General features: G+C 62.6%; 16 protein-coding genes. 11 read left to right on the plus strand and 5 right to left on the minus strand.

Annotated features, from left to right (window positions below; translation table 11 throughout):
• Positions 1 to 75 precede the first annotated feature (75 nt).
• The 8 genes from AC1AY0_RS00360 to AC1AY0_RS00395 all read left to right on the plus strand — a co-directional run bounded on the left by AC1AY0_RS00360 (position 76) and on the right by AC1AY0_RS00395 (position 13441).
• On the plus strand, positions 76 to 5343 hold the full coding sequence (locus tag AC1AY0_RS00360) for an InlB B-repeat-containing protein (RefSeq protein ID WP_476525437.1): 5268 nt from the start codon (positions 76 to 78) through the stop codon (positions 5341 to 5343).
• Entirely contained in the window at positions 5340 to 6299 is a 960-nt protein-coding gene (locus AC1AY0_RS00365) for a class C sortase (RefSeq protein ID WP_476525439.1), read from the plus strand. Before AC1AY0_RS00360 ends, AC1AY0_RS00365 begins: the two co-directional genes overlap by 4 nt.
• 117 nt (positions 6300 to 6416) lie before the next feature.
• Positions 6417 to 7205, plus strand: a complete 789-nt coding sequence (locus tag AC1AY0_RS00370) for a hypothetical protein (protein WP_476525441.1) — start codon at positions 6417 to 6419, stop codon at positions 7203 to 7205.
• 219 nt (positions 7206 to 7424) lie between these two features.
• Positions 7425 to 8159 carry a hypothetical protein gene (locus AC1AY0_RS00375; RefSeq protein ID WP_476525443.1) on the plus strand — a complete coding sequence of 245 codons (735 nt, stop codon included), beginning with the start codon at positions 7425 to 7427 and terminating at the stop codon, positions 8157 to 8159.
• Between the two features lie 227 nt (positions 8160 to 8386).
• Positions 8387 to 11293 carry a CAP domain-containing protein gene (locus tag AC1AY0_RS00380; RefSeq protein WP_476525445.1) on the plus strand — a complete coding sequence of 969 codons (2907 nt, stop codon included), beginning with the start codon at positions 8387 to 8389 and terminating at the stop codon, positions 11291 to 11293.
• 144 nt (positions 11294 to 11437) lie between these two features.
• A complete protein-coding gene (locus tag AC1AY0_RS00385) occupies positions 11438 to 11755 on the plus strand; it encodes a HigA family addiction module antitoxin (protein ID WP_476525447.1) in 318 nt (105 codons plus the stop codon).
• A gap of 327 nt (positions 11756 to 12082) precedes the next feature.
• Positions 12083 to 12667, plus strand: coding sequence for a PBECR4 domain-containing protein (locus tag AC1AY0_RS00390; protein ID WP_476525449.1), 585 nt, complete (start codon positions 12083 to 12085; stop codon positions 12665 to 12667).
• A 213-nt stretch (positions 12668 to 12880) separates the two neighbouring features.
• Complete coding sequence (locus AC1AY0_RS00395; protein WP_476525451.1) at positions 12881 to 13441, plus strand: recombinase family protein; 561 nt, start codon at positions 12881 to 12883, stop codon at positions 13439 to 13441.
• Between the two features lie 106 nt (positions 13442 to 13547).
• Here the strand turns inward: AC1AY0_RS00395 and AC1AY0_RS00400 are convergent, their stop codons facing one another.
• The 4 genes from AC1AY0_RS00400 to AC1AY0_RS00415 form a co-directional block, all read right to left on the minus strand.
• Positions 13548 to 14933 (minus strand): restriction endonuclease subunit S domain-containing protein, encoded by a 1386-nt coding sequence (locus AC1AY0_RS00400; protein WP_476525452.1) that lies wholly within the window; start codon positions 14931 to 14933, stop codon positions 13548 to 13550.
• Entirely contained in the window at positions 14930 to 16906 is a 1977-nt protein-coding gene (locus tag AC1AY0_RS00405) for a type I restriction-modification system subunit M (RefSeq protein ID WP_476525453.1), read from the minus strand. Before AC1AY0_RS00405 ends, AC1AY0_RS00400 begins: the two co-directional genes overlap by 4 nt.
• 18 nt (positions 16907 to 16924) lie before the next feature.
• A complete protein-coding gene (locus tag AC1AY0_RS00410; protein WP_476525455.1) occupies positions 16925 to 17113 on the minus strand; it encodes a hypothetical protein in 189 nt (62 codons plus the stop codon).
• Positions 17114 to 17253: 140 nt separating this feature from the next.
• A complete protein-coding gene (locus AC1AY0_RS00415; protein WP_476525457.1) occupies positions 17254 to 17619 on the minus strand; it encodes a hypothetical protein in 366 nt (121 codons plus the stop codon).
• A gap of 198 nt (positions 17620 to 17817) precedes the next feature.
• Between AC1AY0_RS00415 and AC1AY0_RS00420 the strand changes: the two genes are divergently transcribed.
• Positions 17818 to 17979, plus strand: coding sequence for a hypothetical protein (locus tag AC1AY0_RS00420; protein WP_476525459.1), 162 nt, complete (start codon positions 17818 to 17820; stop codon positions 17977 to 17979).
• A 191-nt stretch (positions 17980 to 18170) separates the two neighbouring features.
• Here AC1AY0_RS00420 and AC1AY0_RS00425 read toward each other — a convergent pair whose 3' ends face one another.
• Positions 18171 to 18404, minus strand: a complete 234-nt coding sequence (locus tag AC1AY0_RS00425) for a hypothetical protein (RefSeq protein ID WP_476525461.1) — start codon at positions 18402 to 18404, stop codon at positions 18171 to 18173.
• Positions 18405 to 18560: 156 nt separating this feature from the next.
• Between AC1AY0_RS00425 and AC1AY0_RS00430 the strand changes: the two genes are divergently transcribed.
• Positions 18561 to 18815, plus strand: coding sequence for a hypothetical protein (locus AC1AY0_RS00430; RefSeq protein WP_476525462.1), 255 nt, complete (start codon positions 18561 to 18563; stop codon positions 18813 to 18815).
• A gap of 72 nt (positions 18816 to 18887) precedes the next feature.
• The gene (locus tag AC1AY0_RS00435; RefSeq protein ID WP_476525464.1) at positions 18888 to 20558 is read left to right on the plus strand and encodes an ATP-binding protein; all 1671 of its coding nucleotides are present in this window, start codon (positions 18888 to 18890) and stop codon (positions 20556 to 20558) included.

Below are 20558 nucleotides of genomic sequence, written 5' to 3' on the forward strand. Positions count from 1 at the left end.
ATCCCGCGTCCGCGCGTCCCTTTCGGACAACTTCCAAGCGAAGGGAAACGCAAAGGGGAAACAATGAGGAGACCATTGAAACGACTGGCCGCGGGATTCGCGTCCGTCATGATCCTCCTGTCGGGCGGCATGCTCGCCGCCGGCACGGCTGACGCGGACGAAATCCACCTGCCGGATGCGAGGACCGTGGCGAACCTGTTCGCCACCCGCGCGAAGACGACGGCGGATTCGACCGCATCGTATCCGCGCAGCTTGATGAACGGCACGTTCGACTATCTGCCGGAAGGCGGGTGGAAGACGATCAACCCCAACGGCATGGGGAGCACCGGCAGCGAGCTCGGCGGCCGTTACACGAGCGTCGACCCGATCAACGGGCAATACATCCACGACGCGCAGGCACCCGCCCTGCCAACCACGAAATGGACGGCATGGTCCGGATTCCAGGCCTCCAGGTTCGGCTGGACGTCGGACCAGGAGGGCGGCAAACCGCAGGGCGGCGTCACCGACCACAAGGGTTCGGTCGAACTCCAGGAGGATTCCGCGACCGGCAACACGTACGCGGAGATCGTGGGCAGCGAGACCGGCAAGAGCATCCTGCAGAGGATCGACACGCAGAATGATGCGGACACGGTGTACACGATCCGGTTCGACCATGCCGCGTTGAGCGGCAGCCACGCGGATTCGATGCAGGCTTTGGTCAACGGGAAGCCCGTGGAGGTGACGCGCGTCTCTTCGAACCTGGCGAAGGATCCGACCGGCTGGAAGGGCACGGACATCGTCACGCACGCCACCAACGGCAACCGGTTCCATCACGACGGCCAGTGGGCCACCTACGAGGGGCAGGTGACGATCCCCGCGAACACGCCGGTGTCCACGTTCAGCTTCAAGGCGTTGAACAGCGTGGACCCGTCGAAGGGCAACCTGATCGACAACCTGACGTTCACCATCGCCTACAAGCTGTCCTACGACGGCAACGGCGGCCAGAAGAAGACCGCCTCGCCAATCGCGTCGAAGACCGACGGCAAGGCGAAGACCATCGCCGAACGATCCGGCCTGCCCTCGAACGCCGTCACGGTGGCCGACGCGGGGAGGGAGCATCTGGTCAACGGGGACTTCGAATACCCGGGTGCCGGCATGCTCGGCGTGGACCACTCCATCCCCGGCGACACCGACTGGGCCGGAGTGGAACGCGCGACCGGCCAATACTTCACCAAGATCAACGGCTCGTTCGCATGGCGGAAACTCCCCTCCGGCTTCGACAAGTCGAAGTTCGGCTGGGACTCCAATGAGACGGACGGCACGGATTACGCGGGCATCGGCCAAAGGAAGGCCAACGAGGTGGAGCTCCAGCTCGACAAGACGGGCAACATGTACGCGGAGCTCACCGCCAACCAGAAGGGCACCGCGATCCGCCAGACCATCGACACGGTGAAGGACGTGGCCTACACGGTGAGCCTCAGGCACGCGAGCCTGTACTACTACCATACGGATTCCATGCGCGTGGTCATGATCGGCGAGGACGGCACGAGGACCGTCGTGCCCATGACCCGCGTCACGAGCAACGGGCACGGCGACCAGGTGGGTGAGAAAAGCGAGATCGTCGCCACACGCGTGTCGAAGACGTCGGGACGCGACCATCAGGGCCAATGGGAGACCTACCAGGGCACCTATGTGGCGACCGGCTCGAAGACCACGTTCACGTTCGAAGCCGTCGACAGCATCGACAACGCGAGCGGCAACCTGCTCGATGACATCAGCTTCAAAACCGCGTACAAGCTGAACTACGACGCGAACAAGGGCACGGGTGAGGTCCCGTCCTCCTCGGACGCGGATTCCACGCAGCCCGCCGCGACGACCACAAGCGGCACGGTGAAACCGATCGCCGCCACCGACGCCAAGGTCCCATCCCATGATCTGGAGTCCGCGGACGTGCCCGCCCAATACCGTGAATTCCAGTTCAACACCACGAAGACGAGGCTCGCGGACGCCCGGTTCGACTCGGATTGGACGACCTCCAGGGACGGTGCCGGCGGCAGCCTCCACTGGCCGACCCGGCTGGGAGCCTCGGTCACGCTGCCCGACGTCGGCTCGTGGACGGACCCGCAGGGCGTCACCCACGGGATCGACGCGAAACTCTCGCTCGCCTCATGGAACGGCGGCAGCATCAGCCAGTTGAACAGTTTCGACGCGAACCAGCACATCGTCGGCGACGGACTGTTCTGGATCAACGCCGAATACAGGAACTCCAACGTGCCCGCAGCCGTACGCAGGAACCTGGGCGACATCGACACGTCCAAGCGGGTCGGCTGCCAGTGGGCCGTCACCTTCACCTATTCGGACGGCACGCCGGTGCCCGACACGTTCAAGGGCGTCACCGGGTTCAACGACCTGGACGGCTGGGACACGCAGCCCGACATCCCGTTCGAGGGCGTGCAGCTCCTCTCCGGCTTCGACGGAGCGTACAGGACGCGTGACGCGGAACTCGCCTCCTATGGGACGAACGGCTGGGCCGGCGTCAAACGGTCGGTCGACGAGTCGGACCTTGACGGCGAACAGCAGGTGAAGCACCGGCTGGCAGCCACCTGGACGGGCCCCTCGTTCACGTTCTCCTACGATCTGAAGAACCCGCAGGGCCGCACGGACGGCGTGCACATGACGTTCGGAGCGCCCGTCACCCGCACCCAGGTCCTCACCTACAAGCCGAACGGCGGCACGGGCGACGTGCCCTCGCACACCGAGGCCGGGAAAACCGGGACGGCGGCCGCGACCACGGCCGGCACGGTGAAACCGATCACGGACACGACCGAATCAGCCGACATTGAATCCTCTGATTCCACCGGTTCCGACGTTTTGACGGATCGTGTGGTGACGGGTGACGTGACCAGCCATAATCAGGAAGGGACGAGCACTCGCGCCATCACCCGTTCGGACGGCAGCGTGCGCGTGGAGACCATCGTCGACGCGACGGACGCGGTGGCCGGCTGCCAGGTGTACTATCCGGCCGGCACCAAGATTACGCTGGCGACCATGCAGAAGGATTCCGACTGCTGGGACAAGAGCATGATCTCCAAGGAGCATCGCACGTTCTACGGTTGGAGCGCCGCCACGGACGCGAACGACAAGGACGTGCCGGTGGCCGACAGCATGGACCGCGCCACCCTGGACAAGAGCAAGGCGTTGACGATCACCATGCCGGCGCGCGCGAAGACCGTGTACGCGTTGTGGGCGATCAACCCGACCCTCACCTATGATGTGAACGCGCCACAGGGCACGACCGCGCCCGACGCGCCGAGACCGCAGGAGGTGGACTACGGTGCGGTCGCCGCGAACTCGAGCGGATGGGGCGAAGGCGAGACCGATCGCATCCCCGGCTACCGGTTCGACGGCTGGTACACGAGCGCGGACGGGAACACCAGATACGATTTCGCGTCCAAGCTCACCGCGAACGTGACCGTGTACGCGCATTGGACCCCGATCGGCTACACGGTGCACTACGAGCCGAACGGCGGCAAGGGCACGATGCAGGATCAGCCGTTCACGTTCGACCAGCCGGGCAACCTCACCATGAACGCGTTCACGCGTGACGGCTGGACGTTCGCCGGCTGGAAACGCCAGGACACCGGCGACGCGTATACGGACGGCCAGCAGGTCAAGAATCTGACCGACCAGCCCGACGGGACCGTCACCATGCTCGCCCAATGGGCCGCGAACCCCGCGTCCATCCACTACGAGGCGAACCCGCCGGCCGACAACACCGCATCCGGCGACGGCACCCCGGACTGGAACGGGCACACCGGCGACACCCCTGGCATCGGCTCGAACGGCTGGATTGTGAACGGCTACACGTTCACCGGCTGGAACACGCAGGCGGACGGCAAGGGCGACGGATACGCGCCCGGCACCCAATGGACGGCGCTCGGCACGCTCACCCTGTACGCGCAGTGGACGGCCGGCGAAGCCAGCCTCACGTATGACGGGAACAACGCCACCGGCGGCGGCACCGCCCCCCAATCCGGCAAAACCGACGAACAGGTCAAGGTGCGGGCCAACGGGTTCACGCGCGACGGCTGGACGTTCACCGGCTGGAACACGCAGGCGGACGGCAAGGGCACCCCGGTCAAGGAAGGTTCGGATTGGACGCTCAAGGGCCACGCCACCCTGTACGCGCAATGGACCGCAGAGAAACAAACCCTTAACTATCACGGCAATGGCGGCAAGGGCACGGTGGCTTCCCAAACCGCCGACACCGATTCGACCATCACCACGCGGGCAAACGGGTTCACACGCGACGGTTACACGTTCGTCCGTTGGAACACGAAAGCCGACGACACGGGCACCCCGTACGGCGATGGCGCGAACGGCGTCGGCCAGTACGTGATGCAGCCCGGAGCCAACGACCTGTATGCGATCTGGAAGGCCGATCCGGCGAAGATCGTCTACAAGCCGTGCGCGGCGGACGGCGGCGTCACCGGCGGCACGCCCGACACCACCGGCAATACGGGCGACACCGTGACCCTGGCGGGCAACGGTTTCACCCGCCCCGGCTACACGTTCACCGGCTGGTCGAAGGACTGCGCCGACGCCACCACGCCGGTGCAACCGGGGACCAAGGTGACGCTCCCGCCGGGAACCACCACCTACCATCCGACGTGGAAGGCGAACCCCGCGCACCTCGTCTACCAGCCCAACGGCGGCGAAGGCCAGGCCAGGACCGTCGACGGGGTCGTGGACCAGACCGTGACCACGATCACGAACCCGTACACGCGCACCGGCTACACGTTCACCGGCTGGAACACGCAGGCCGACGGCAAGGGCACGAACGTCAAGGAGAACGTGGACTACACGCTCACCGCCGACGAGACCGTCACCCCCGCGAACACGCACGTCCTGTACGCGCAGTGGAAGATCAACCGGACCGGCATCCGGTTCGACCCGAACGGCGGCACGGGAAGCCTGCCGGACCTGACCGGCGACGCGTACACGACGGGCGTCATCCCCGATGATTACAAGGAGCCGAAGGTCACACGCCCTGGCTTCCGGTTCACCGGCTGGAGCACGGAGAAGACACCCGCCGGCCAGGACGGCCTGCTGCAACCCGGCGCCGGCCAGGTCACGTTCCCCGCCGAGGGAACCGTCACCCTGTACGCGCAATGGGTTCCCGCGTTGACCACGCTCCCGTTCACCGGCGGCCAGCTCAGGGTGCCGACCATCGGAATATGGCTGACGGGCGGCGCGATGCTCCTCGCCTTGGGGGCCGTCATGCCGTTCATGCGGCTGCGTATGGCATCCCGTCGCCGTAACGGACGCCATACGCCCGTCATGGGTGGAAGGCATGCCGCATGAGCATGGCGGACGCGGACGCCGTATGGGGTGAGATCATCCATACGGCGGCAATCCAGGCGGCACGCGAATCGAGGGCGCGCCGCCTGGCCTCCCGCGCCCGCCTCACCCTCGTCGCCGCGATCGTCTGCCTCGCCATCGGCCTCACGCTCACGCTCGCCCCGTTCATCCTCCAATCATGGGGGCAGCGTGCGGTGGAGGCCCATGCGCGCGAGGTGACGGAGACGACGGCCATGTTCCCCGAAGCGGCCAGGGAGACCGCGGTCGAACAGGCCGTCGCCTACAACCGACGCCTCTACGAGTCGGGCCAGCCGGTGATCGGGGAACCCGTGTTCGACGGGAAAACCCAGGGCGGCTTCCAGGGTGACGACGAATACCAACGCCAGTTGAGCGTGAACGGCCTGGACGCGATGGGCGAGCTCATCATCCCCGCGATCAGCGTGGACATGCCCATCATGCACGGGGCCGGCCAGCAGGTGTTGGAGCATGCGGCCGGACACCTGCCCGGCACCTCATTGCCGGTCGGCGGCCGGAACACGCGCACCGTGATCACCGGGCACAGCAATCTGAAGGGAGCGACCCTGTTCACGCGTCTGGGCGAACTGAAGGAGGGAGACCGGTTCTACATCCGCGTCATGGGCCACACGATCGCCTACAAGGTCACCTCCAGACAGGTGATCGGCCCCAACCAGACGAAAACACTGCGCATCAGGAAAAACCGGGACATGGCCACGCTGCTCACCTGCACCGGCCCCGGCAACACGATGCGGCTCATCGTCAACGGGATACGCGACGACGACCCATCCCATCAGGATCCCGACGGTGCGCCCGGAGACCAACGCAAGGCGCTCGTCACGGGAGGCGGAATGGCCGCCGCGATCATATTCGCCGGCATCCCGCTCACACGCCGACGCGAAACCCTCGGCATGCACATCAAACAGGAAAGGACACAGAAATGAACAAGCCCCGAACACTCACCCCCCCCCCGAGCGAGGATTCATAAACCATTGGCCCTGATGCTGGCCGCCGCCGCGATCATCCCATTGACGGCATGCGGCACGCCGCAGGCGACGCACATGTCATCCACGGCGGCCACGGCCCATACCGCGGCCGAAATCACCCTGCCCGACCATCTGGTCAACGGCGACTTCACATATCCGGATGTGAGCGGCATACGCAACTCCACCATCTTGGGTGGATACGCATGGTGGACGTATATCCTGCCCGACGAGTCAGCCACGCAGGATGACGTGGCGAAGACCCCTAGACGGTTCGACGGGTTCGACCCGGCACGCTTCGGCTGGAAATCCGCCACGCCGGCTGTGAATGGCTTCAATGCCGGCACCGTGGAAATCCAAACCGACATAAAAGGGGACACGCCAGGTCAACAGTTCGCCGAAATCGTCAGCGAACTAGGCGAATACAGCATCTACCAGGATATTAAGGTCACTCCCGGCGAGGCGCTCTCCTGGAGTCTCAAACACGCGCCACGTGGTTATCCGGGGCAACGCGACGCGGACAGCATGCAAGTGCTCATCGGTCCGCCCGGGCATGAGACAGTCCAGCAAGCGGAGCGCGTCACCTCGAACGGGACCGGACTGGTGGGCGAAACCTCCGACACAATCACCACGCACGCGACCTCCGACCGGCGTTTCCACCCGTGGGAGACGTACAGGGGCTTCTATCGGGTACCGGACGGAGTGAGCATCATACGGTTCACGTTCAGGGCCCTCACCTACGGTGATCCGAACAACCAATCCAGAAGCGGCAACCTAGTGGACGATATCGTCTTTCAGCCCGCGTACCCGTTGACCTACGACGGGAACGGGAGCACCGGCGGCAGCACACCACAGCAATCCAAATAGGAAGGAAAACAACCATGAAAACCATCACCCCCCCCCCGCAAGACTGACTAAGGGACTGGCCGTGCTCGCCATGCTTGGCATGCTCTCCCCCCTGACCGCCTGCACGGGTGCGGCATCCGCCACGGACGCCACAGCCGTGCAGGCTTCGGCCATGCCCGCGGCCGCAACGGACGCGAACCTGCCCGACCACATCATCAACGGCGGATTCGAAGCCTACACATGGCGGGAGCTGACCGGCGACCTCCAACAGCCCGGACTCGGGAACTGGACCAGCATCGACCCGCCACCGGAACATCCTTCGCGTCGGCGAACGGCCGCCAATGGTCATGGAAGGTGCCCGGCTGGGATGACGGCCGTTTCGCATGGGCAAGCACCCAAACGGACGGAGACCGGAATGGACAGCAGCGAGCGGGCGCGGTCGAACTCCAGAAGGAGGACGAGACCGGCAACATCTACGCGGAACTGACGGCCGCCCAGGCCGGCACGGCCATCTACCAGGACATCGACACCGCCGGCGACACTCCGGTCGTCTACCATGTGAAGCTCGACCACGCGAGCATCAGCCGCACCTGGCTCGACAAGATGCAGGTCATGATCGGGGCTCCCGGCAAGGAGCAACCCGTCTCCATGACGCGCGTCACGTCGAACGGGCATGGCGACAAGGTGGGCGAATCCTCCACCACGATCGCCACCACCGTGTCCAACAAGCCGCAGGACTGTTACGCGGACGGAATCCGATGCTCGGCCCGCAACCACAAAGGCCAGTGGGAGACATACGAAGGCACGGTGGTCATCCCCGCCGGCCAACCGGTCACCCGGTTCACGTTCCTCAACAAGTCCAGCAGCAGCAGCGACAGCGGCAATCTAATCGACAACATCAGTTTCGAGAAAGCCTACCCGCTGACCTACGACGGCAACGGCAACACGAGCGGAACCATGCCCCGCGCAGAATAGGAATCCCAGCCGTTATCGGACAACGGAAACGTGAACCAAACGTCGCCCGTGCATCGATCGTCTGGTTCGACCGATATCGACACGCGCTATTACTATTATTTGTTATTAGTAATAGCGCGTATTAGTATTGGTTTTGCGTTACCGAGACATGAGGGCATGTCACCCGCAGGCCGCACGCCACGGGATATGGCGACGAAGACAAATCCCGACAGAGGAAAGAAGGATAAATGTCCGGAAAAATCATGAAGACAGGCGTCGCATCGGCGGCCGTTTTGGCCACGTTGGCTGCTCCGGCTGTGGCTATGGCCGATGAAACGGCATCCACGCAGAGCGATGCCGCGAATCAGGCAATCAGTCAAGCACAGGATGCGGTGAACACCGCGCAGGAAAGCGTCCAGCAGGCGCAGCAGGCCGCGCCGACTTCGGTTACTGAGGCGCAGGCGAAGGCGGACGCGGCCGCCGGCGCATTGGATTCGGCGAAGCAGAATCTGGATGCGGCCGCTTCGGCGCAGCAGCAGGCGGCAACCCAGCAAACCCAGGCCCAGCAGGCGGCCGACAAAGCGCAGGCCGACCAGTCGCAGGCGCAGCAGGATGTTCAGGACGCCCCCGCGAAGATCGAACAGGCCCAGCAGGCCGTGCAGGACGCACAGAACGCGATCCAGCAGTCCCAGGATGCGATGAAACAGGCGCAGAAGGATCAGCAGACGGCCGAGGCGGAGAAGCAGACGGCCCAGGATGCGAAGGACAAGGCGCAGGCCGAAGCCGACAAGCATCAGCAGGAGGCCGACAAGGCGCAGAAGGACGTGGATGCCGCTTCCAAGTCGGAATCCGACGCACAGGAGAAGACCGACAAGGCCGACCAGACGCTCACCGCCGCCCAGACCAAGGCCGACAAGGCGGATACGGCGTTGAAGCAGGCGCAGGACGCCAAGACCGCCGCGAAGCAGGAGCTGGAAGCCGCCAAACAGGCGCAGTCCGCTGCGACCGGCGACAAGAAGGCCGCCGACCAGGCCGTCAAGGACGCGCAGGCCAAACTGGACGCCGCAAAGAAGGCGGAAGCCCAGGCCAAGAGCGCGAAGGATAAGGCGGATGCGAAGGTCGAGCAGCTGTCCAAGGATGACGGCGGGTTGAGCGATCTTGCCGCGCAGTTGAAGGCCGCGCAGGATGCCGCGACGGAGGCCAAGGCGGCCCAGGCCAAGGCCGAGGCCGCAGCCAAGGCGGCGAACGATACGGCGGACGCGACCAGCGCCGATGCGACGGCGAAGCAGCAGGCGGCCGATCAGGCCGCGAAGGATGCGGCCGCGAAGAAGGAGTTCGCCGACCAGGCGCAGGCCAAGCTCAGCCAAGGCGCGGTCGCCTACTTCGGAGACAAGGGCGCCACCGACGCGGTCAAGGTGCTCACCGACCCGAACGCAACCCAGTACATCGACTCCATCCAGAACGGGGCGGAGGGTGACGCGACCACGTTCGAGAACATGATCGCATCCCTGAAATGGATCCAGGAAGCGAACGAGCTGCGCGCCAAGCATAACCTTCCCGCATTGAAGGTGACGGACACGATGATGGCCTATGCGATGGCCGATGTCGACTGGTCGGAATCCAACCTGAACCATGCCGGCCAATTCGCGGCTTCGGAGAATCTCGCCTGGGGCTATGACGACCCATTCGACGGCTGGTACACGAAGGAGAAAACGGAATATGACCGCGACATGGCCGACGGAGTGCTTGACGGGAAGGCCCCCGACGGCAATCGGGTAGGCAATTACGGCCATTACACGAACCTGATCAACGACTCGTTCACGGTCACTGGCTTCGCGGTCAGCCAGAACGGCGACTTCGGCGTCGTCACACATGGCCAGACATTCGCCGACGACCCCGACTATATCGGCATGGATGCGGGCCGTGTCATGGACGTGGACGCGTACCTGAAGGATCTCACCGCCTACCATGACTCGCTCACCGCCGCCGGCTCCACGTATCAGGATGCCCTGTCGAAGTCCGAGCAGGCCGCCAAGGCCGCGCAGACCGCCGCCGACAAGCTCGCCCAGGCGAAATCCGCCGCCGACAAGTCGGCCGCGGAAGCAAAGGCGGCTCAGGAGAAGGCCGACCAGCTGGCCGCCAAGGCGAAGGAGGCGCAGGCCGCGTACGACGAGGCGGTGAAGGCGCAGGGCGACAAGGCTCACGCGTTGGAGCAGGCCCGCAAGGAGCAGGATCAGGCCAACACCGCATACGAGACCGCGAAACAGAACACCGCGGCAGCCCAGTCGGATTCCGATGCGGCGGCGGACGCCCAAAAGGATGCGCAGGCCAAGGCGGATGCGGCCGACCAGAAGGTGAAGGACGCTCAGTCGGCCGTGGATTCGGCGGACACGAGCATCGCGAAGGCCCAGTCGGATAAGACGGCCGCCGAGCAGGAGATCAAGGACGCTTCCGAGGCGAAGACGGAGGCCGGCAAGGAGCTCCAGGCCGCGAAGCAGGCGAAGGCTAAGGCCGAAACCGCTTTGAAGACGGCCCAGACGGCGAAGGACGCATCCGACAGCCAGGTGAAGGACGCTCAGGCCAAGCTTGATGCCGCACAGGCCAAGGTGGATGCGGCCAAGCAGGCGTACGAGACCGCGAAGGCCACGCACGACCAGGCGGTCAACGCGAAGAGCGAGGCGGAGAAGACCATCGCCTACTACAAGGCCGCACCGGATCGTCTCGCCAAGGCCGAAGCCACCCTCACGGAGGCGAACGCGAAGCTGGCCGAAGCCAACGAGGCCAAGACCAAGGCGGATGCCGCCTATGAGACCGCCAAAGCCACGTATGACACGGCCAAGACGGACAAGGATGCCGCCGACGCCGAGCTGGCCGCCGCCAAGAAGGCAGAAGCCGACGCCAAGAAGCAAGCGGAGGAAGAGCAGAAGAAGCAACAGGAAGCCCAACAGAAAGCCGACCAGGCACAGAAGCAGTCCGATGCCGCCAAGAAGAAGGCGACCGCCGCCAAGGCCAACGCCGAGGTCCTGTCCTCCACCGGCGCGGATTCCACCACGATCCTCACCCTGGCCGCCCTGCTCGCCGTCGCGGGTGCCGGATGCGTGCTCACACGCGTTTACACCGCCAAGCACGCCGACGACTGGAAGCTCGAGGACTAGCGTCTGCCCCATCGGCCACGTTCGCCCCGCAGAACCCCCTCAGCCTTGAACGGCAGGGACTTTTCTGCGGGGCGAACCCGTATGCATATACCTTGCATTAGTATCATGACGGATAAGCATCAACCACTTGAAAGGAGGCGCACCATGTCCGAGACCCCCACTCCCCCGGAGACTCGTATGCCCGGAGACGTCCTCCTGCACGACTGGCTGGAACCCAACGACATCAGCATGTACCGGCTGGCGAAGGCCATGCACGTGCCCCAGGTGTTCGTCAGCGACATCATCCACGGCAACAAACGCATCACCCTCAAAGCCGCGTTCAAACTCGCGACCGTGCTCGACACCACGCCCGAATACTGGCTCAACCTCCAAACACAATGGGACGTCGCCAACTACAAAAGCGACGACAGCGAACTCGAACGCATCACCGGCAAACTAATCAACGGCGAAAGATTAGCTTGACTTGGCGAACGGTATTAGATACCCTAATGGTGGGCTTTGGCCCATGCTCCTCTTCCCGTCCGGAGGACGAGGTTGAAGCCGAAGTCTTATCGAAGAATCGGCTGCCGCAGATTCCCCATGAACCGACGCCGCGGTTCATGTTGCGAGAATAGGGAACCTAGCCTCATCGAACAGGTGATACGGGCCGGTGCGACGGCATCGACCTGAGTCCGAATTTGACCCATATGGGTAGTCATGCAGAAGACCGAAAAACGATTCTTCACAGGCCTGGGAACATTGCCGGCCTAATGCTCCCAGGCCTTCTCGTTCTTTCGGAGAGGGGTGTTCGTGTCCAGCAAACCGCACAAGGGTTCTGAACTCGAACGAGCCAGAAAGAAGAAGCTCATACCCTTATTCCGAGCGGCGGCGAAACAGTACAATGGTCTGTTGGACGTTCACACGATTGTATTGTGCGATGACGGACTATCGATTGACATTCTCTGGGAGAAGAGGAATTTCGAGCATCTTTGTGGCATTTGGTGCGATAGACCCGCTCAGATAATACACGCCGGCAAGATTATAGAGTCGGAATATTTCTTCGATCAATTGATTAAAGGTCGTCTTCCTTCCTCCGCGATTCACTACTCGGATTATTCCAGGACACTTGGGAAGGCTAAGATTCTGTCGGATGTGCTGGCATTCGCCGAGACTGCGGAACTGGTCGTTGATTCGGATAAAACCGCGGTGATGTTCTATCTAGGCAATGAGACTTGGTGCCTTGGGATTGACTCAAATCGCGAAGGACATTCCATGAGATCAGAATTCTGCAATGGAGACGTCTTCTATCCCAAAAGCGTCAGGAGTCAGTCCGTTTCGAAAAGGTTGAAGGACGGAGGCAAATCTCGGAGAATCGTCAAAGTGGATTTTCGCTAGGGAAGCTCGCGCCCTTCGCGAAAAGGATATATGCGTTGGTCTCGTCCAGTCCCGCGCGCCGATGGCAAACGTCTCGTTAACGGAGGTTTCCGGACACTTCCCCGCCGATCCGGAATCGTCTCCGAAACGCCGGGGAAACATGTATCACAACCCGTCTCTTTATCAACGTCTCATAACATGCCTGATGTGACGGATTGTGATACGTTCATGGGTATGGGCAAGCGATTCGGATACGCAAGGGTGAGCACCATTGGTCAGACGGCCGACCTGCAGCGGGACGCGTTGGAGAAGGCCGGGTGCGACCGGCTGTTCATCGACACGGCGAGCGGGGCGAAGGCTCACCGGCCGGAGCTCGACAGGATGATGGAACTATTGCGAGAGGGCGACGTGGTCGTCGTCTGGCGGCTGGACCGATTGGGCCGAAGCGTGCAGAACCTCATGGAGCTCATGAACCGGTTCCAGGAGATGAACGTGGGATTCGTGAGCCTCAACGAGGCAATCGACACCACCACTCCGGGAGGAGTCCTCATCTTCAACATCTTCGCCGCCCTCGCCCAGTTCGAACGCGATCTCATCCGGGAACGCACCAACGCCGGACTGGAGGCAGCCCGAGCACGTGGCCGCAAAGGTGGCAGGCCGGCGAAGCTCGATGCGAAGCAGGTCGCCGAGATCCGCCGACTCTATGATTCCCGGACGGTAACGGTCAACCAGATCGCCGCGATGATGCATGTCGGCCGAGCCACCATATACAGAGCGTTGAGTCGCGCCTCATGAGGATACGGGCTCATCTCCGAGATGCCTGCTTTCAAGCGGTGTCCCGGGTTTTCCTCTTTCGAAGCTGATTTAACGGAGCCTTTTTCTCCTTATACATCCGCCCGATCTAGCTGATTGCCCTGTCTATCTGTTCTTGGGCGAGATCGACCGCCTTGTTCTCCAGACGGTCGGCTTCGGCGGAGAGGGCCACGCTGCGCTCCATGAGGTCGGCCACGGCATTCTCCGCATCGTCGCCGAGTCGTGGAATGCGAAGCTTCTGGATGTCGCCGGGGTCCAAATGCGGGATCGAGGTTCCATAGGCGTTACGGACCACGCAAGGCCTGCCGACGAGGGGATCGTTGAGAAAAGCCAGCAGGTAGCCCGGCCGCATCCTGCTTTTATCAGGGACGATGCGAATGAGATCGTGACTGCCGAACAATCCCTCGTGGTTCTCCGTGAGCAGAAGCGATCGACCGATGATGCCGTATTTCTGCCCGGAGCATGCCATGACGATCGTCCCGTTATGAAGAACGTACTTGGCCCAATTCCTAACCAGTTTTGCATATATTCGCTTTGTGGGTTTCGCATTCACATCAAACAGTTCTGACGCACCGACGTAAGGAACGCCTCCGTCACCATAGGCTCGAGCGAATCGTCCTAAATCGCTGCAGAATGCCGTTACCTCTCCAAGAGCATCGGAAGGATGGTTCGAAACAAGACCCTGCGCATCCTTGACTGTCCCCTCATAGAAGCCGGCGTCGAGCCGAGACCTGGATTGAAGGACCCCGGAAAGCCGCACGATGCCGTGGTCGGACGCGACCGGCAGCATGCGGCCGTCGGCACCCAGGGCCTCTTCAAGTTGTGCGAATGACTCGTCACGCAAGGCCCAAGCGGCCGAGCGTTTCCCCACCGCCTCGACTGCGACGTCGCCGATCGCGCGGCGCGTATCTGCGTCGGGCATGATGATGGGGAATGCGGCGGCGTGGGCGACCTCGATGTGCTTGATCATGTGGCCGTACTGCGCGGCCCGTGCGACCTGCTGGAAGAAATCCGTCTTCATATAGGCGTAGAGCCAACCGTACTCGTTAGCGTCCTTGGGTACGACGCGCAGCAGGTCATCCGTGATAATCTTTCCCACATGATGCGGATAGACGGCGGTGACACGGCCGACGACTCCCGACCGTGACATCAGCAGCCAGCCGGTATCCACGTATCGTTCCTCCGCCTGTGAGACGAACTGCTTGGCGAGCCACTTACGCACGCGCGGGAAGTCCTCGAACACCTGACCGGCCGTGAAGAACGGGAGCCCCTTTCCCTCAGGCACGGTGTATCCCGTGAGCCTGGAGGGTTGCCAGATATCAGCCAGCTCCCCCAGTTCGACGGACCCCGGTGCCCGACGTGCCAGACGCACGAAGCCGTAGCCGCTGCGAAGATAGGTTGACGCCTCCAGGCGCATGTCGCCGCCGAGGACGGCGGCGACCCGTACCGGGCGCGAGCAGATGTCGGTAATCATTGGTCGAGCCTCCATTCGAGGAACGCGTCCGCTATGCGCATGGTCTCATCGTCGACCACGCGCTCCTTCGAGGCGTGGCTCGCCTCGGCATCCGAGGCGACGATGCCGGTCACTGCGCTCACCTGCTCGCGCACGATGGGATAGCCGTCGTCGTCACGCACGTAGGTCGTCACGCCACGCTTGTCGTGGCCGACGTGATCGCAGATGGCCATGAACATCTCGTAATCGGGGATGCGGCCGTTCGCGCAGGCTACCTCCTCGTCGTGGCTGAAGCGGCGAACGACGAGGACCGAGGTCTGGACGCCGACGTTGGGTTGGAACGCATCGGGGTGCATGTCGATGGAGCCGAGCACCTGCGCGTGGCGGAGGATCCACTGGCGCACGTAGCCGAGGCCCGGGTTGCCGAGGATGCCGTTGGGGATGACGATGGCGGCGATGCCTACGCCCGGCTCCAACAGCTCGACGCACCGCTCGATGAAAAGAATCTCGGGGGGACGCGAGCTCGTCCTCTCGTCCATGACCCACTCGTCCTTGCCCTCGACGTAGCTCCACACGTGGCCGAGCTCGAAACTGTCGAGGATCTCGGGGTCATCGATCGGGATCCTCGAGCCGAAGGGCGGGTTCGTCATGATCGCCGTGACTCCATGACCCTTTTGACGTGCCATGTTCGCCTTCACGTCCCCGGCATCGAGCCTGAGCGCACGCCGGAGAGCGTCGGGGAACTTCGCCAGCGGCTCCAGCGAGTTCGCATGGAAGAGCCGACCTGTCCCGTCGTTGTTCATGACCATGTTCATCTTGCTCGCCCGCACGAGGATGGGGTCGAAGTCGATGCCGACGATGTTTTTCGATAGGAAGTCGTGCTTCCTGCGCGTGAGCGCCTCCTGCTTCGCTGCGGCGGAGCGTCCGCTCTCCTCCACCGACTCGGAGATCTTTTCGAGCACGTAGTTCATGGCGGTGACGAGGAAGCCGCAGGTGCCCATCGCCGGGTCCAGGATGACGTCCTCCTCATCGGGATCGACCATGCGAACCATCATGTGGCACATGTTGCGCGGCGTGAAGAACTGCCCCTTGTCGCCTCGCAGGTTGGAGCCGACGATCGTCTCGTACGCATGGCCCTTGATGTCCACGTCGCTTTCGAGCAGCGAGTACATCTGGAGCTGGGCGACGATGTAGGCGAGCACCTCGTCGGTGAGGGCGATTTTCTCGTCTGCCTTGAATATCGTGTCGTAGGACTTCTTCACGCTCTCGAAGAGCCGTTCGACGCGCTTGCGGCAGAGCTTCTTGCCCGACGCGTCATGGCGTTCAGAGGGCGTGATGTAGAACGTCGGCGCGGGCGAGTCGCGCTCGTCCTGAATCTTGCAGAAGATGAGCTTCAAAAGCTCCAGGAACGCCTCGGCCTTCTGGATGCCTTGGTTGCCGGCGATGTAGTTGTGGCAGCGACGGAACGAGTAGAGCAGCGAGTCGGAGGCCGCCGGGCGGAGCTGGTCGAACTTCGGCGCGTCCTCCGGCACATCGGAGCCCGCGTAGGGCAGGTCCGGCACGGAATCGTGGATGCGTCTGCCGGACTCGTCGATCAGGTAGCGGAACGCCAGCAGGTCGTCGCCGTTGGTCCACATGCCGTAGCGGACGTTCGCGCAGGCGGCGGCATACGAATGCAGTTGGTCGACGCCGTCCTTCCTGCCCTTGCTCTTCGTCTTGGGATCCTTGCACTCCACGATGATGAGGATGTTCTCCTGCGTGTGGTCGGCGCCGGGTTCCCAGATTGCGACGTCCACGGCCTTACGGCTGCTCGCGAATTTGACGGACCGCTCGACTTCGATCTGCTCCTTCTTGTAGCCGTACTCGCGGACGAGCGACTTCAGGATCTCCTGGCGCACGCGCTCCTCGGGCGTGTCACGTCGTTGGGTCGTGCCGTCGATGAAGTCAAGGATGGTCTCGGGGTTGATGACCGAGGTCTGTACGTCGGTAGCCATGTCATGCCTCGTTTCCGTCTACCACTCGTGGTTCTTGATGTACTCGTCGGCGGCTATCCGCAGGAAGGCCGACAACGCGATGTCATGCTCGCGGGCGGCGGTCGAGAACCGCTCCTTGTCCGCTCTCGTAATCGAAATCGATATGATGACCCGCTCGCGTCCGTCGTCGCGACCCGCGTCATCGATTCTTTTTCCTTTTTCGACCATGTTGCCGCCTATAACATATAACGCTTATATAAATATTACATATTCTAGCAAAATCGAGATTAAACAAGCGATTCACCCGCAAAACTGAAGAATCTTTCATTGTCCATTCGTCTTTGCGCTGCGGCTCATCCGCCATGTCCTTATCCGCCGAACAGGTGTGTCCACAGCCGTTCGGCGGCTTCCCTCTCATTCAGTACTCCGGCCTTGTATTCATCGATGATCAGATCGGTTTCGGCGCATCCCTCGGCCGTCTGGTCGCGTAATTCGTTCAGATCGGGGTCGTCCGTCCGATTCAAGTTTACGGGCGTATTCAGGAGCTGCAGGTCGCTGATCCCGTCGGGCATGAGCCCGTCCCTGTCGTGCACGAGGATCGTCTCCTCGACACCATTCAACCCGTAGAGCCGGCATACGCCCGTCCCATCCGGCTTCAACTCGTATTCGCCTATATCCGGTTCGCCGTCCCGGGTGAACCGGCAGAGCCTCAGCATGTTGGTCTCGGTCATCATCGACCATCCTTCCTCTCATCCGGTGTAGCACACCGGACTCCGTTCTCGCCCGTCGGCCGTCGGATGCCGGCCTCCCCCTGTCGCCTCCGTGCCCCTCGTCCGTCCCGTTCCGCCCATCGTCCGCCTGACCTGTCGGGGGCGGTTCAGCCCTACTCCCGTAAGGGTTTCCGCGACACGCGGGGCGGAGTGGAACCTCATATGGAACGCTACCGTAAGATGCATGGAAGAGGAATTCGTAATCAATCTGGAACCGTGGATCAGACCTGGATCCGCGACATGGCCACGATCATGGACGCCGGCATGATCCTCTCACGATTACGGGAGAACATGCTCGGGGAACAGCAGCAGCCAGCCGCTTAAGACCGGATCGTTCGGATGATGGTCTCGACAGCATCCTCTCGGTGCGTGATCCACCAGTCGGCGTACGGGTTCCGCTGACTGGCGGTGATCTCCGCATACGGGTCGGAGACGTTTTCCCTGCTTTCCCACTGGATTTCGACGATGGGGGCACGTCCGTCGGTGGCGGGGTCGGTCTGGCTGCTTTTCCAGCCTCACCGTCCGCTGGCACGTTCAGAGCGATTCTCTCCGCCCTGCGCGTATATGGTCTCATCGATGGGACGGGCAGTCACCTCCATATCGCCGGATTCGGACGGGATTTGGAGGATCGGACCGAACCCAGACACACGTTCATAGACGGTCACCACACGGTCACACACGGTCACCACACGGTCACACACGGTCACCACACGGTCACACACGGTCACCACACGGTCACACACGGTCACACACGGTCATGCTCATGATGCTCCGTGCCGTAGAACCGTCGCCTCTTTTGACCGTTATCGGCGGATTGCATGGTGGGTTCCCGAGGAAGACATGTGCTCCGCCTCCCCCTTGTCTTCCTTTTTCCATCCGTTCCGGGGTTGGCGCTGGGAGTTACTATGTCATTTGTTCCGCAGCTGCTCGTCATCGCACTTATAGCCGTCGCCGCAACGTTCCTGTATCGGGCTTTCTGGTATCTGAGGGCCAGGGAGTCGAGCCTTTATCTTGGCCGGCGTTTCCGTGAATCGATTCTTTCGCGCAGCCATGCCCAGCGGGTCAAGGCGTTCTGGGGCAATCTGCTGCTTGCCTTGGTCTGCGTGGCCGTGGTTGTCGCTTTGGGGCTGTATCTGGGATCGACGGGGTATTCCATCTGAGTTTTCTCCTTGTGTTTCATGTAATCCGCCTTTCGGGGCGGTTTCTTGACTTTGGCTGAGAGGGATTGGTTCATGGAGGATTCCGAGGGGATGCGACTGTCCGGCGAGCATCGGCTTGGCCCTTCCGGCCGGCGCGGTGTGTTCGTGTTGGGGTTGGTTCCGGCGAAGTCGACGTTGAATCTCGGTGAAGCCATGTGGTTTCAACGGCATCTGGCATCCGGGGCGGATGTGAGCGAACTGCCTGATTATCGTTTCACACGCCGGGACCGGCGTCTTGTGGAGGATGCGCGGGCCGTGGTGCCGGCTCTGTTGCGGCGCATGGCTGCGGAGGAGCGGCACAGACGCCGTGAAATGGCTTCGGACGAGGAGGGGCGTCTGCCGTTGGCGTCGGTTTCCCCGATTGAACTGTTGACGCGCGATATGAGTCTTCGTCCGGTTACGGCTTGGCATCAGACGAGCACCGGCCGTGCCGGCGTTCTGACCACGTTGACGGCGGGTTCCGGCTCTCCTGCTATTGATGGGCCGGTAATCGGGGTGGATGTTCTCACGCATGAGCTGTTTCGTTTCGATTCGTGGGCCACGTATGACGCGTGGGGTGTGAATGGTCCTCATATGACGACGAGTCCGGATCTGTTCGTCTGCGGTCTGCGTGGCAATGGGAAGAGTTATTTGGTGAAGATTCTGGCCCTGCGGGAGATTGAATGGGGAAGGCGCGTGATCGTCCAGTCCGACAGGCAGGGCGAGTGGGTGCGGGTGGCCGAGCATGTTGGAGGCCAGGTGGTGTCACCGGGTGGTGGACGGTATCTGAACCCGTTCGCTTTGCCTGATTGTCCCGCAGAGGGTTTGGACGAGTTGTGGCGTCAGGAGGTGGTGTCGGGGCGCAAGGCCGCTTTTATGAGTCTGGCGGAGGCGTTGCGGGATCCAGGCAAGCCGTTCCCGTTGGACACGGCCATGCAGACGATTGTTGACCGTGTGGTCACATCGTTCGGTACGGGCCCTATGACGTTGGATGCGGCGGTTGACAGGCTCACCGATTTGGATTGGATCGACCGCGAGTCTCCGACGATAACCGGTTTCGAGCATGATCCCGGTCTGGCCCGCATGTCTTCGGCCGCCGCAGCCAGGGTGTTCGCGCCGATGGTTCGTGGTGGCACCTTGGCGGGCATGTTCGACCGTGAGTCCACCATCGCTCTGGATCCGACGTCCCCGATGATTGTGTTCGATACCTCTTCCCCTTCGTTGAATGACGAGAAGCTTCGACGTGTGTACACGGCGGCGGTGAGCTCCTGGATCGACCGTCTGCTTCAGGGCCGTGACGGTCTTCGCCGCATCGTGATCGGAGAGGAGGCGTGGTGGCTGCTGTCCAATGAGAGGCTGGTCGATTCCCTGCAGACGAGGCAGCGTTCGGCCGGTCATTGGGGTTGCGCGACCTGGCTGATCGTGCATGGCGTGAATGACATGACGAAGGTGCTCGGCGAGGGTTCGGAGCTGAGAGGCAGGGTCGAGGAGATTCTGAACCAGACGCAGACGAAGATACTTTTCAGGCAGGGTGGCACGAACATCGACCTGTTGAGGGAGCTCATACCGGATCTGAGCGAGGACGAGGAGATGCTGATTCCCGAGCTTGCGCAGGGGCAGGCGATCTGGCGTATCGGCCGTGAGCATCCCCGTCTGGTTCGGGGTCTGGCCGGACCCTCGTTGGACAGGCTGCTGGATACGAGCGATTTGCGCTCCGCATCCTGA

The sequence above is a fragment of the Bifidobacterium sp. LH_416 genome, assembly GCF_056357055.1.